Annotated in this window: 14 protein-coding genes and 3 pseudogenes; 2 read left to right on the top strand and 15 right to left on the bottom strand. The window is 65.0% G+C overall.

What is annotated here, in order from left to right:
- Positions 1 to 4: 4 nt before the first annotated feature.
- From trbB to CI805_RS15825, 14 genes and pseudogenes are all read right to left on the bottom strand, one after another.
- Positions 5 to 988, bottom strand: coding sequence for a P-type conjugative transfer ATPase TrbB (trbB, locus tag CI805_RS15890; RefSeq protein ID WP_260929135.1), 984 nt, complete (start codon positions 986 to 988; stop codon positions 5 to 7).
- Between the two features lie 185 nt (positions 989 to 1,173).
- Positions 1,174 to 1,623: a CopG family transcriptional regulator gene (locus CI805_RS15885; RefSeq protein WP_260929134.1), complete on the bottom strand. Its 450-nt coding sequence runs from the start codon at positions 1,621 to 1,623 to the stop codon at positions 1,174 to 1,176.
- Between the two features lie 118 nt (positions 1,624 to 1,741).
- Complete coding sequence (locus CI805_RS15880; RefSeq protein ID WP_260929685.1) at positions 1,742 to 3,727, bottom strand: conjugal transfer protein TraG; 1,986 nt, start codon at positions 3,725 to 3,727, stop codon at positions 1,742 to 1,744.
- Positions 3,728 to 3,773: 46 nt separating this feature from the next.
- Positions 3,774 to 5,303, bottom strand: coding sequence for a DUF3363 domain-containing protein (locus tag CI805_RS15875; RefSeq protein WP_313958589.1), 1,530 nt, complete (start codon positions 5,301 to 5,303; stop codon positions 3,774 to 3,776).
- A 223-nt stretch (positions 5,304 to 5,526) separates the two neighbouring features.
- Complete coding sequence (locus tag CI805_RS15870; RefSeq protein ID WP_260929133.1) at positions 5,527 to 5,796, bottom strand: hypothetical protein; 270 nt, start codon at positions 5,794 to 5,796, stop codon at positions 5,527 to 5,529.
- Positions 5,793 to 6,434, bottom strand: coding sequence for a lytic transglycosylase domain-containing protein (locus tag CI805_RS15865; RefSeq protein WP_260929132.1), 642 nt, complete (start codon positions 6,432 to 6,434; stop codon positions 5,793 to 5,795). The genes CI805_RS15870 and CI805_RS15865 overlap by 4 nt, the downstream gene beginning before the upstream one ends.
- A 125-nt stretch (positions 6,435 to 6,559) precedes the next feature.
- A complete protein-coding gene (locus CI805_RS15860) occupies positions 6,560 to 6,895 on the bottom strand; it encodes a DUF736 domain-containing protein (protein WP_260929130.1) in 336 nt (111 codons plus the stop codon).
- A gap of 5 nt (positions 6,896 to 6,900) precedes the next feature.
- Positions 6,901 to 7,347: a S26 family signal peptidase gene (locus CI805_RS15855; RefSeq protein ID WP_260929129.1), complete on the bottom strand. Its 447-nt coding sequence runs from the start codon at positions 7,345 to 7,347 to the stop codon at positions 6,901 to 6,903.
- Complete coding sequence (locus CI805_RS15850; protein WP_260929128.1) at positions 7,347 to 7,556, bottom strand: hypothetical protein; 210 nt, start codon at positions 7,554 to 7,556, stop codon at positions 7,347 to 7,349. Before CI805_RS15850 ends, CI805_RS15855 begins: the two co-directional genes overlap by 1 nt.
- Entirely contained in the window at positions 7,553 to 8,047 is a 495-nt protein-coding gene (locus CI805_RS15845) for a DUF2840 domain-containing protein (RefSeq protein ID WP_260929127.1), read from the bottom strand. Before CI805_RS15845 ends, CI805_RS15850 begins: the two co-directional genes overlap by 4 nt.
- A gap of 238 nt (positions 8,048 to 8,285) precedes the next feature.
- Positions 8,286 to 9,157: pseudogene (locus CI805_RS15840) on the bottom strand (replication initiator protein A).
- Positions 9,158 to 9,160: 3 nt separating this feature from the next.
- The gene (locus tag CI805_RS15835) at positions 9,161 to 9,424 is read right to left on the bottom strand and encodes a helix-turn-helix transcriptional regulator (RefSeq protein ID WP_260929126.1); all 264 of its coding nucleotides are present in this window, start codon (positions 9,422 to 9,424) and stop codon (positions 9,161 to 9,163) included.
- 117 nt (positions 9,425 to 9,541) lie between these two features.
- The gene (locus CI805_RS15830; RefSeq protein ID WP_260929124.1) at positions 9,542 to 10,330 is read right to left on the bottom strand and encodes a DUF2285 domain-containing protein; all 789 of its coding nucleotides are present in this window, start codon (positions 10,328 to 10,330) and stop codon (positions 9,542 to 9,544) included.
- A 111-nt stretch (positions 10,331 to 10,441) separates the two neighbouring features.
- Positions 10,442 to 10,759, bottom strand: a complete 318-nt coding sequence (locus tag CI805_RS15825; protein WP_260929122.1) for a DUF736 domain-containing protein — start codon at positions 10,757 to 10,759, stop codon at positions 10,442 to 10,444.
- A gap of 706 nt (positions 10,760 to 11,465) precedes the next feature.
- Between CI805_RS15825 and CI805_RS15820 the strand changes: the two genes are divergently transcribed.
- Together CI805_RS15820 and CI805_RS21180 are read left to right on the top strand one after the other, a co-directional pair.
- The gene (locus tag CI805_RS15820; RefSeq protein WP_409934981.1) at positions 11,466 to 11,981 is read left to right on the top strand and encodes a thermonuclease family protein; all 516 of its coding nucleotides are present in this window, start codon (positions 11,466 to 11,468) and stop codon (positions 11,979 to 11,981) included.
- A 190-nt stretch (positions 11,982 to 12,171) separates the two neighbouring features.
- A pseudogene (locus CI805_RS21180) lies at positions 12,172 to 12,348 on the top strand (DUF4236 domain-containing protein); the annotation flags it as partial.
- Positions 12,349 to 12,549: 201 nt separating this feature from the next.
- Here the strand turns inward: CI805_RS21180 and CI805_RS15815 are convergent.
- Positions 12,550 to 13,020 (bottom strand): annotated as a pseudogene (locus tag CI805_RS15815) (transposase zinc-binding domain-containing protein); the annotation flags it as partial.
- Between the last annotated feature and the right edge of the window lies 1 nt (position 13,021).

Raw genomic sequence — 13,021 nt, 5'->3', positions numbered from 1 at the left:
GCAGTCATGGCAGTTCATCCAGTTCGGCTAGAAGGGAGACAAGGCGGTAGTCGCCGGTGACAGGATCGAGCCCGTCGAGGCGGATGAGCTCGGCGAGGCGGCGGCCGTGACCGTCACGAACCAGCACCGCGACCAGATCGATGGTCTGGGCGATCAGCGTGCGAGGTACCGAGACCACCGCCTCCAGGATCAACTGCTCGAGGCGATGCAGCGCGCCTGACGCACTGCCGGCATGGATGGTGCCGATACCGCCCGGGTGTCCGGTGCCCCAGGCCTTGAGCAGATCAAGCGCTTCGGGCCCACGCACTTCGCCAATGGGAATACGGTCGGGACGAAGGCGCAAGGAGGAGCGAACCAGATCGCGTAATCCGGCAACGCCATCCCGGGTACGCAGGGCCACAAGATTGGACGAGCTACACTGCAGTTCGCGGGTGTCTTCGATAAGCACGATGCGGTCCGCCGATCGGGCGACTTCGGCCAATAACGCGTTGACGAGCGTGGTCTTGCCGGTCCCTGTCCCTCCGGCCACCAGGATGTTGCAGCGCTCGGCGACAGCCCGGCGCAGCGCAACTGCTGCGCCGGGCGTCATCATGCCGCCCGCGACATAGGCCTCGAGCTCGAAGACGATGCTGGCGGGCTTACGGATAGCGAAAGCCGGTGCGGCCACTACAGGTGGCAGCAGCCCTTCGAAGCGCTCGCCCCCTTCGGGCAGTTCGGCGGAGAGACGCGGCGCGCCTGCGTGCACTTCCACCCCGACATGGTGCGCGATGAGCCGGATGATCCGCTCGCCATCGGCCGCACTGAGCTGCGCGCCGCTGTCAGCCATTCCCGAAGACAGACGATCGACCCACAGGCGCCCATCGGGATTGAGCATGACCTCGATGACACCGGGATCGGACAACCATCGGGCGATGTCGTCGCCCATCGCAGTGCGCAGCATGCGTGCGCTGCGCGCATTCGTATCGCGGTGCAGGCCCGAAGCGGACATTCTCGTTCCTCGCAAGGCGACCGGGATGGCCGCCTGACGGGATCGATCAAGAAAGGCATAAAGCCGTGGCGATCAACATCTGTTTGGGCCGAGCGTAGCCTGGCGTAGAAAGACTTGCGCTGGCGTAGGCCATAGAAGTTCACCTGGCCCGCCAGCGCCTTGCCCTGACATCCTCATGACCGCGGCTAATCGGCTTGTTGCTCACGGTCAGACCCGTCATCCTCCTTCAGGTCAGCCGCGAAATCCTCGCCGATCTCGTTCATGAGATGGCGGCCGGCGGCATAACGACGCGCCAGTGTTTCAAGGAAACCTTCATAGCGCTGACGCCCCTTGACCTGTGCTGCGGCCTGATCCTCATCGGGCAGCGGCGGCGTTACCGACAGCCAGAAACGCACGAACAATGCCAGAGCCTCGGTCGTGAGCCCGGCGTTGCGCTCGAGGCGCTGGACGTGCCGGCTCAGGCGATCGAGCCGGCGGGCGAACGCGGCTTCGAGCCGATCCGAACCGTCTGGCGACATGTAGGATGCCACGGCGGCCTCGATGATCGCCGAACGCGACAGCCGGCGCCTGATCGCAAGCTCGCTGACCTGACGGGCCAGGTCCGGCGCAAAGTAGACGTTGAGACGAACGCGCATCGTCTTTCTCCTTTAGAACCGTCTGGGATCTGACAGCGTGCCCCCATCCCCCGACTTCGCGATATGCTGCGTATTTGTGCGATCTTCCGGGTAATTTTCCCGGTGATTGCAAGGTGCTCTAGAGCTGCATTTTGTCATCGGGATCGAGCGAGGCCTGCCGCGCCACCTTGCGCTGGCGCTTTGCGACGGCTTTCCTGCTTTCTTCGCCCAGCGGAGGATCGTCGGTCACCGAAAACTCGTTGGACGGCTTGGGTGAAGGGGCGCGGCGTACCTTCGCCGGTACCTTCATGGCCACCTCATCCATCCCGCCATCGTCGCCGGTCACCGACGGAGAACGTCGCCGTGGCGCCCCCCCAACGGGCGAGACCTTTGCAGGAGGTGTTGGCAAAAAGGCTTCCCCCTTGCCGGTCCAGTCATCGCCACTGGCCTGACGCGGCGGTGGTAGAATCCGCGCTGCAAACCGCCGGTCCTCGAAATAGCGCACTTTTTTCGCGCGTACCGGACGCGCGCCTGCCAGCATGACGATTTCCTCATCGTCAGCCAATTGCATAACCTCGCCGGGCGTCAGCAACTGTCGTGCCGTTTCCGAACGCGAGACCATCAGATGTCCGAGCCAAGGTGACAACCGATGGCCGGCATAGTTCTTCATGGCCCGCATCTCGGTTGCCGTTCCCAGCGCATCGGACACGCGCTTGGCCGTGCGATCGTCGTTGGTCGCAAAAGCCACGCGGACATGGCAATTGTCGAGGATTGCGTTGTTGGGCCCATAGGCCTTCTCTATCTGGTTGAGCGACTGGGCGATCAGGAAGGCCTTGATGCCGTAGCCGGCCATGAAGGCGAGAGCGCTTTCGAAAAAGTCGAGCCGGCCCAGCGCAGGAAATTCATCGAGCATGAGCAGCATGCGATGGCGCGTCGCGACGGGATCGAGCGTTTCTGTCAGCCGCCGCCCGATCTGGTTGAGGATGAGACGGATCAAAGGCCGGGTCCGGGCGATATCGCTGGGCGGAACCACCAGATACAAGGTGACGGGCTGCGGCCCCTCGACAAGGTCGGCAATGCGCCACGCACACTGGTGGGTGACCTGCGCAATGACCGGGTCGCGATAGAGCCCGAGAAAGGACATCACGGTCGAGAGCACACCCGAGCGCTCGTTTTCCGATTTGTTGAGCAGTTCGCGCGCCGCGCCAGCGATCACCGGGTGGGGACCGCGCTCGCCCAGATGCGGTGTTTCCATCATCAGTTCGAGCGTCTGCTCGATGGGGCGCGACGGATCGGACAGGAATGCCGCGACACCGGCCAGCGTCTTGTCCGCCCCGGCGTGCAACACGTGCAGGATCGTTCCCACCAGCAGCGAATGCGCCGTCTTTTCCCAATGATTGCGCGCCTCGAGCCGACCATCGGGATCGACCAGGATATCCGCGATATTCTGGACATCGCGCACCTCCCATGTTCCGCGGCGGACCTCGAGAAGCGGGTTGTAGGGTGCAGAGGCAACGTTGGTGGGATCAAACAGCAGCACCCGGCCATATCGCGCCCGGAAACCCGAGGTCAGTTGCCAGTTCTCGCCCTTGATATCGTGAACGATGGCCGAGGCAGGCCAGGTCAACAAGGAGGGAATGACCAGCCCGACACCTTTGCCGCTTCGCGTGGGGGCAAAGCACAGAACATGTTCAGGACCATCGTGGCGCAGATAGCGGCGGCCCAGTCGCCCCAGAATGACACCACGGCGTGCGCGCAGCCCGGACCTGCGGACCTGAGGCGGTGATGCCCATCGCGCCGACCCGAAAGTTTCAGCGACCTTGCGTTCACGCGCGCGCCACACCGACATCGTCATGGCAACCACAATTGCGGCCACCCCGCCCGAGGCCGCAATGACCGCACCTATCGCAAAGACACGCGGCGCATAGGCGTCGAACGAAAACCACCACCAGAAAAACGCGAGCGGTTGATAGATCGGGCGATGGGCCAACGTGAACCAGGGTGGCCCAAGCTGCGCCTGATACGAGAGCGCAGCGGCCGTCCACTGTGTGGCAGACCACAGCGCGGCCAGCACGATCGCGAACACGGCGACAATCTGGCACCACAAAATCTTAGTAGCAGCCATGACAGGACCTCCTTTGTAGACGGGGAAAAACGCAAGACACCGAACGTCACCGGCTGAGGCCACGCTGGCGCCCCAGCGACCATTCGATACCGCCACCGGGCCTCGCCAGCCCCGTGACCCGCTGGCCTGCGAGCCCGTCAAGATCGCGAGACCACGGCACCAGAGTGAAGCCCAACCCACCCTCGATCACGGCAAAGCGCCCCGAGCTGAGCGCGAGACGCCGACGATATGTCCCCGCGACCGATTGCCCGGCGCGCGTATCGCGCCAGCTGTGTCCCGAATGCGTGGCAATTTCGCGCGCCACCGCCTCGAGTTCATCGCCGCGCAGCCTCTCGAGCAGCCCCTTGGCAAAGACGACCCGTTCGCCGATGCGCCTCGCCAGTCCCAGATCGACAAGATGATCGCAGCGCGCATCCATGGCGCGCCGCACGTCCTGACCGAAGCCCTGGTCAGCGATACCCTTGCCCCGTTCGATCAGCCGGTGATCGAGCCACGTCGCGCCGGGTGCGGCGACCTGACGTGCCAGATCCCAATCCGAGCGGGTCACGAGGCGTAAACCTGTTCGGCTGCCCGCACCTTCTCTCGCGCTGTGCAGTTCGACAATGCCGCTCGCATCCGACGGCCGATCGATGGCCTCGGCACCGGGCAGGATGACATGATGGGTCTGCCCGTCGACGCCGTCTATCACCGCATAGACGCTGCCGGAGAGTTCATCGTGCAGGCCGCTTGCAAGGAGCCGCCCGACAACCGGTCGCCGTGGCGCGCCGTGGACTATCGCATATCGCTCCAGTCCGCGCTCTTCGCCGGCATCGGCAAGTGCGCGGGCAATCGTGTGAATGATGTCGCGCCGCCTTCCCATATCGCGCAGAGTGCCTTGCGCGCCTTCGGCAAGATGCCAGCGCCCGGGGGCGGTTTCCTGAGCAAGCCCGCCCTTCTCGAGATAGTTCAGGCGCGCGATCATCAGGCGCCGGATGCGCGGATCGCCCGGGCCGGTTTTGCCGGGGCGCATATCGATCTCGCCCCGCTCGCCAGCCGCCCGCACGATCTCGGCATCCAGCCCGGTCCAACGATCCGCCGCGATATCGCGCGCCAGCGCCTTTTCGATCGCGTGCTCGGATCGCGGCCCCAGTTCGGCCATGACCAGATCCTGCGCCCGCGAACGCAGGCCATGCGCGATGTAATCGCGAGAAAGTACCAGATCCTGACCGGCAGCATCGACCCCGCGCACCAACAGGTGGACATGCGGATGCGCGGTGTTCCAATGATCGACCGCAACCCAGTCGAGCGGCGTTTCAAGATCGACCTGCATCTGGACCATGAGATCGCGGGTGAAGGCGCGCAGATCCTCCATCTCGCCCGCATCTTCGGGCGAGATAATGAAACGGAAGTGATGCCGATCCTGCTGGCATCGCGCCGCGAAATCCGCAGCATCGGCGGTGTCTGCGTGCGCGTCGAACAGCCGTGCCTCGGCGCCATCGCGCGTGACGCCCTCACGAACGAGATAGGCGATATGCGCACCAAGCGGCGCGGCGCGCGATCCATTATGCCGATGGCGGACCGGGAGCGCCTTGATCACCACCCGGCGCGCCGATCCGAAAAGCCGGCTGTGCGCAAAGGCTGTCCGCCCCGACCGAATGTCGAGAACCCGCGAGCAGCGCTTGCGCCCGACCGGCGATATGGTCCCGGTGACCGCCCTGCCGTTCCGCGCGCTGCGGCGCGCAGGACATCTGCGACCAGTCCCCCTTCGCGCGGCGAACGCCGGGACCGGCCGGGACGCGGCCGAAAGGTGTCCTCATCCCTCACAACACCAACTCCAAGGGGCCAAACTGCCCAGCAGTGCCATCCGGAAGTCTGAAATCGCTGCCTTTTTTCTTCCGGGCGGCACGCCCGTCGACCAGCGCCCCCTCATCAACCGATTGAAAGACAGCGTCTTTTTCCGGAATTGGGGCGCGCCTTGTATCTTGCCATCGCCCCTTCCCCTCCCGAAAACCTTCAGAACACACCTGATCACTGCTTTTGGCCAGTGCACGTCCCCGATCCGCCGCAGCCTCTTTCTGTGCGCCATTCATGGCTGGTCATGCCAACCGGCAGGCACGAACAGCCCTTCGGTCCAGTAGGGTGCCCCTGACACCAGAGCAGGCGAGGCATCGGTGTTTACAGGAGCGCCTGTCGCAGACGTGGAGGCGCGCAAGAGCTCTCGATCCCGCACCGGGCGAGCGACCGGATCGGCAACGGCGAACAGAACATCGGGCGACCGAAGGTCTCCTCCCCGCGCCGGCAGCCTGTCGCCGTTGTCGATCCCGGCAAGGACATGCGCGACGTAGGCGCTGGTTTCCTCGGGCAGCGCACGTGTCCCCGCCAGCCAGGCATCGACACGTGCAGGGCCTGCATTGTAGGCGGCCAGAGCCACCACCAGACTGCCATATCGCTCGAACATCTCGTGCAGGCAGGCTGCACCGGCCAGAATGTTGGCGCGCGGATCGAAGGGATCGCTTCCCAGCCGATAGCGCGCCGAAAGCGTGCGCCAGGTCGCCGGCATGACCTGCATCAGACCGCGCGCACCGACTGGCGAGACGGCATCTGCGAGGCCCGCACTTTCGGCCTGCATGACGGCCTCTATCCATGACGGCGCAATGTCGAAGCGCTGCACCGCTTCTGCCACGAAAGCGCCATAGCGTGAGCCGCTCAACCGCTGTTCGGAAGACACAATCGCGCGCGGTTCCTGCGCATGGAGACTATCCGCATTGCAGCCCGACAAACCCAGCCCCGCTATGACAAGGGCCCGGACAAACCCGTGCCTTGCACACCGGAGCGTTCCTGCGGGCCACGTGTTCACGAGCTTTCCTTGCCGCGTGCGCGCGGCGACCAGTGCAGCACGTGATCGCCATTGCCATCGCGCGGAGGTAGCAAACGGGCCCGGATTGGGCGTGGGAGCGCCGGGCACTGGAGCTGCACGGCGAGGAACGCGACGCCGGCCGCGCTTGTATTGTTCCAGGCGACGCCGACCTCGACTTCGTCGCGCCCTTCGCCTGCCAGGATCCGCCAGTCCGGCGCCGCCGCTGAGGTCCCGCCCTCCAGCACGACAATGCGCAGTGCCAGGTCCAGCGTCAGGGTCTGCAACCGACCCGCAAACGCCTTGTTACCGGGCGTGAAAGTACCAATCCGCATGATGTCTATCCTTTCGTGAAAGGCAGGGAAGAGGAGGAGACCGACCGCCTGGTCTGCCGCATGCCGATAGCTGCTGCGTCGGCCGCTTCAGTGTCCGGGGCCGTAGCCGGGCTGGCGCCGATGCCGCGCCAGTGAAGCGCCTCGCCCGGTCGGCGACGCGTCAGGAGCGGTATGGCGCGCGCGATGACACTGGCGCGCGGCACGGCTCCGAAATAGCGGCTATCGAAGCTGTCCGGGGCAGCGTTCAGAACGAAGACTTCGTCTGCTCCGAGCCGATGACACCCCTGCCAGGCCGGCAGGGCACGGTGGTGGCTGTCGCGGGCAAGGGCGCGCGCAGCGGTCCGGCCATTGATGGTGATGGCGTCACCAAACCGGCAGACCTTGTCGTCGCCAAGTGCAGCGATCCGTTTCAGCAGCGGTACCGAACGGGGCAGATATCGGCGCCGTGCCATCAGTCCTGCCAGCCTTTCGGGCGCGCGAAGAACGACAAGATCACCGCGCTGTATTGCCCATCGGACAGGCGATAAAGGCCGATCGGCGCACTGGCTGTGGCATTCCAGACAAGCATGGGTCTGGGCTGCACGAGCAGGACAGCCAGGTAGAGCCCGGCGAACAGTTCGGCACATACCAGCGTGACGACGATGTAGCCGAGCCGGCTCACTGACCGGTTGCCTTGCGCTTGAGCCAGGCGGCGTGGCGAAGCGGCGTATAGGCGCGGGCAGGCTGCCCGGCGGCAATCCGATTGCCGAGATGCAGCCAGTGCTCGGGCGCCGTTTCGCAAGGGTCGAGCGCCTGGGCCTCGATCGCATCGATCTGGGCAAGGACCTGCGACACCTTCGGCCAGCCCTGCACCGAGAGCAGCACCTCGCCGCCCGGACGCACGAATGGCACGCTGGTGTATGCCTCCCCGCGACCGACCGCACGCAGGACATCGATACGCGAATGCACCGTGCCCCAGTCGTTGGCCGACCAGCGCACGAACGCGAAAACGGCGTCCGGGCGAAACGAGACGACCCGCGTCCGGCGTGTGAGAATGCGCTCGTGAGCGATCCGGCCGAAGCGGATCCAGTGCTCGAGGCGCTTTTCGATCCACACGAGCTCGACGTCGGTTAGCGCGCGCCGCGGTGCCCCGAACAGGGAGCCCGCGTTCACGTGCCCTGCTCCGCCTGGGCGAGCGACAGAACATACGCCTTGCGCGCTCCGTATGCGCTCCCGCTCGGAGCCGTTAGCAGGAATCCGAAGGATTCCTTTCTATTAGCATCGTTAGAAGGGCACCAATATTCCAAGCATTGGCAGTCCCTTACGCATGATCCCGGTTCCCGATCGGACGAGGTCCAGGTTCCTGATCGGACGAATGGATGGGTTCCTGATTGGACGAGTGACATGATAGTTATCCACAGGGCTTGAGGCGCACACGGCGCATGGCGGCGGCAAGGGTATCGGCGGGCTGCGGCGTGAACTGCAGACGCTCGCGCCCGAACGCCCGCTCCATCGCCAGCGTGTAACCGGGCAACGGTTGGCGCCGGACAATCTCACGAAGTTCGAAGGCGAAGCGCTTGCGAGGCGAGAGGGCCCCGGATTTGAGGTGGAGGTGCGCGACATCGAAGCTCCATCCGCCGCTCTGGCGCCCCCATGCTTGCGCACGAGCCGGTAGAGCCAACGCTCCAGGCCGCCTGTCAGCGCGAAATAGGCCTTGTCGATCGTCAGCACGAGCGCGCGGTCCATGACGCCTGCGTAGAACCATTCGGCCAGCACCAGCTCGATGCCGAGAGGACGCCCTGTGGCATCGAACCGCTCCTGCCATTCGTTGATCCATGAGAAGCGATGGAAACGTCGCTGATGCGGCTGGCGGATGGAGGTCGCCACCGTGGTCGACTGCAGGCGATCGAGCGCGGCCTTGAGGCGCTCGTAATTATCCCGCCCGGTACCGCGTCCGACGAACTTGAGGATTTCGTGGGGTGTGGTCGCTATCAGGCGCGAGGTGGAACGTCCGGCATCTCGGGCCTCGACCAACTGGCTCGCGGCCCAGATCAGCACGTCGGCATCCCAGATCGTCGCCATGCCATGTTCGGAAACGGCTTCGACCTGGATCCACGTCTCGCCCATCCGGAACGAGATCGGCCGGGTGCGCCGGGACTTGGCGAGACTGAAGAACGGCCATGTCATGAGGTCCTGGGCATCGCGCACGGCATGATCGCCCGGTACCGAGCGGAACAGTTCGAGCTGGCCGCGTCCCTCCAGCGATGGCGGAAACAGCGTCATGGCTCAGCGCCGGACCGCGCCGGCGGTACGCCGGGCAGGCCTGCAGGTGCCTTTGCCCGGATCGCTCGTCGAATGGCGCTGACCAAGCGCGGCCCAGGCTTCCAGGGCCTCGATCGCGTATACAACGCGGCCTCCCAGTTTGTGGAAGACCGGCCCGGTTCCGAACACCCGATGCTTTTCAAGCGTGCGGGGCGACAATCCGAGACGCAGGGCTGCATCGGGGGTCGTGAGGTAGCGGCGCACGGGAAAGCGGCCGGCATCATCCATGAAAACCTCCATCGAACGCTGGCGTGCTGCGGGTAGCTGCCGGCTGTTGCGGAGTACGCTGGCGCATCGCCCGCCAGCACGGGGAGCGGCTATTGTGCACTCTGCTTTTTGTCGCCCTCACCCGACCAGCAGATCGCGATATCCGCCGTGCATCAACCCGAGCGCCTCGCGTATGAGGCGCTGGGTGCGGCGACGCTGGGAGGATGTCTTCCACACCGCCCCGCGCCCCAGTGTCATGCCACGATAGACATGGCGGCCTGCAATATCGTGCAGGCTCATCCGGGGACGGTCCGCCGCTCCGATGTCATCAAGAATGCCCAACAGCATCGCAAGACGGGCCCGCTGGAAGGGCGACAACGCTGTGCCGCTCCCGCGCGCTTCTTCTGCCCCTGCCCCGTGATCAGGCGCGAGCTTCAGACGCCGGAGCAGGTGCCGTGCCGCTGCGAAACGTCGATCGGCAAACGCATCGCCGGGAACCGAAACGGCCAGTGCCCGCGCAGGATCGAGCGAGCGCAGCCATATCCGGTGGGGCACGTTGCAGTCCCCCAGCACGAGATGGCGCCCGTCGGCGAGTATCCGGTCAGCCTGTATGTCCGGCCAGGAAAACAGGGCATGCGCAGTGATGCCGTCCATGCCGGGCGGCGCCGGCTCGAGGATCACCACCGCGGGCACAGCCCGGGCCAACCAGAGCGCCGGCCCATCGCTCGCCGAAACATCGGGATCGCACGGGAAACGCCAGGCCCCATCGCCGGGCCATGACCTCGCCTTCCCCTGCATGCGCGAGGCGGGAGGCAAGCGCGCATACTCGGCACGGTAGACCGGATTGCGGCGCAGAAATTCCTGCGCAAACCCGACAGCATCGAGCGCCTGAAACGGATTATCGATTTCGCGCGCGATCGAGGCCATGCGGCGTACCTTCCAGGTGGGAGGCCCAAACCTGCCGCGCCTGTGGCTTTGACGGTATTCCGGGATGCGGGGAGGCCCCTCCCCAAATTTGGGGAGGGGCCTTGGGAAGGGTTACTCGCCCGTGCGACGCGAGCTGCGGGTCCAGACCAGGTCGTGGGTGCCGTCGGGGTTCTCAAACAGCTGGGCGAAGATGGGCGCCACGAGGCTGGGGTCGTCGAGCTTGACCGAGAGATAGGTCCGGTCGTCCTGCGTGCTGCGGGTCCAGGCTGCACCGATTTCTGCCTCGCCCGCGAAGATGCGATGGCCGGGCGCGTTGCCGGTGGCAGTCTCATCGGGGACGATCCTGACCGACTTGGCCTGTACAGCCAGGGTCGTGATGGCGCCGCGAAGTTCGCCCGAGATGATCTTGAATGTGCCGATCTTTGCCATTGTCTACGTTCCTTTTTTGCTCGAGCCGCGCCATTGCGGCCTCGATGCGCAAGGTCAGCCGCCCGCGACCGGCGCCGCAGCCGCAGGCCCGCAGCATCGCGAAGGACGTCTCGATCCGCGTGTTTCCTGTCTCGCGAGGAACGCCCCATCGGGGCGGGGGATGAAACAGGGGGACGAGACGTTGCGGCAAGCCGGGCGAGCACCAGCGACGCGGCGGCCATCAAGCGCATCGAAGGCGAGGCCGTCATGGCCCGGATACCACCTGGAACGTCTGCATGGCATCAGAACCGCACAGATCCCGACGGCAGGACAGCAGGCAGTTCTTACCCCAGGCCAGCCAGGATGGCAGCATCGTCCGGGCTTCGCGAACACCTGCCTGTGTACCGACACGCATACCGGATGCGAGGCCTCTTGCGGCGCCGGGGACGAGGCGGGATCTCTTTTTTGGGCCCGGATCGGCAAGACCGGCTTTACCATTGCCAGACTAAGGTGCGTTCATGACTAACGCTCCCTGCGAACGGGCCCTGCGGACCGGATATCGCCTTGCCTGCGGCTTTGCACTCACTGCGGGCCTGACGGCCCTGCCAACATCCGCACATGCGCAGATCTATTCGGGGCCGGCCACGGTCATCGATGGTGACACTCTGCAAATGACCGGCGAGCGCATGCGTCTGTTCGGCATTGATGCCCCTGAGAAAGCGCAGTCCTGCATGCGCGACGGACAGCCTGGCCCTGCGGCGCCGAAGCGACCCGCAAAATGGAGGAATGGGTCGGCGACCAGACACTCGAATGCACCCAACAGGGCCGCGACGAGTACGGCCGCGTCGTTGCGATCTGTACGGTCAGCGGCGTCGATCTTTCCGAACGGCTCGCGCGAAACGGGCTCGCGATCACCCTGCCCCATTTCACCGACCGCTACCTCACAGCGCAGCAATACGCGCACCAGCACGGCATCGGCATCTGGGCCGGTACATTCGACACGCCGTCTGCCTATCGCGCCGCCCACCCACGCCAGTATAGGCCTGCGCCGCCGCGCCCCCGGCCGGCCACGCCCGCACGGACAGCAGCTACGCCCTCTCGCCCGGATCTGTATTTTCGCAGCTGTCGCGAGGCTCGGGCAGCAGGCTATGCCATGATGCGGCGAGGAGAGCCTGGCTATCGCGTCGGGCTGGATGGCGATCTCGACGGCATCGCCTGCGAACCGCCACCCCATCGACGTTAAAGTGTCCCCCCAAAACAGGCCATACTTCATCAGCCGGCGAATCCTCCCGGCTCATTGAAAGCTCCCCTTCGTTCATCGCTTCTGCGGAATCTCGCACGTCAATATCGCGTCGCTCGAAGCCCAGCGTGAAAAATTGGAAATCCGGCACGCGCTTTACCAATTTTCGTCCCGAGGTGGCTAATCCGAAGCGATGAGAAGGTACGCAGTTGGACGATTCAAGGTGCCGTTCTATTTCCGAAAATCGGTGAGCGCAGGCCCCTTTCGCTTTAATTTCTCATCCGGCGGCGTCGGTATGTCGGTCGGCGTACGGGGTTTGCGCGTCGGTACAGGCCCACGAGGTCACTATGTACAGGCTGGACGGAACGGCTTTTATTACCGTGCTTCCCTCGGAGGCGCACGGAAGTCGGGTTCACCAAGGCGAGCAGGCGTTCATGTGCCAGCAGCAAGGCTTCCCGACAGCCCTGTTGAGATGATCGAAGTGACCTCGGGCAACGTTCTCGCGATGGAAGATGCATCCTTCAGCGACGTCTTGGCAGAGCTCAATGCGAAACACAGGCAACAACGCCTGGTGAGACATTGCCGTCCCCCAGGTATGCAGCACGGCGGTGATCCCGATCCGGGCGCCCAGATGGCGGGGATCGGCGGCGATGGTCAGCATCGTCTGCGCGGCCGCCTTGAACAACAGGTCGTAGACCAGCGCCTTGTTCTGCCACGCGATGTCGGCAACCTCGGCGGGTAGCGTGAAGACGACGTGGAAGTAGTCGACGGGAAGCAGGTCGGCCTCCCGTTCGGCCAGCCAGGTCCGCGCGGCGGCGCCCTGGCATTTTGGGCAATGCCGGTTGCGACAGCTGTTATAGGCGACCCGCCAGTTGCCGCAGTCCTCGCAGGCCTCGACGTGCCCGCCCAGGGCTGCGGTGCGGCAGGTCTCGATCGCGGACATCACCTTGAGCTAAGTAAGGCTCAGGTGCCCGGCATGGGCCGCCCGGTAGGCTGGCCCTGCAGAACGGAAGATGTCCGCGACCTCGAGGTCGGCGCGCACC

Origin of the sequence: Novosphingobium sp. 9 (assembly GCF_025340265.1) — a bacterium.
Taxonomy (GTDB): domain Bacteria; phylum Pseudomonadota; class Alphaproteobacteria; order Sphingomonadales; family Sphingomonadaceae; genus Novosphingobium.
This window is presented reverse-complemented; position numbering and strand designations above follow the sequence as displayed.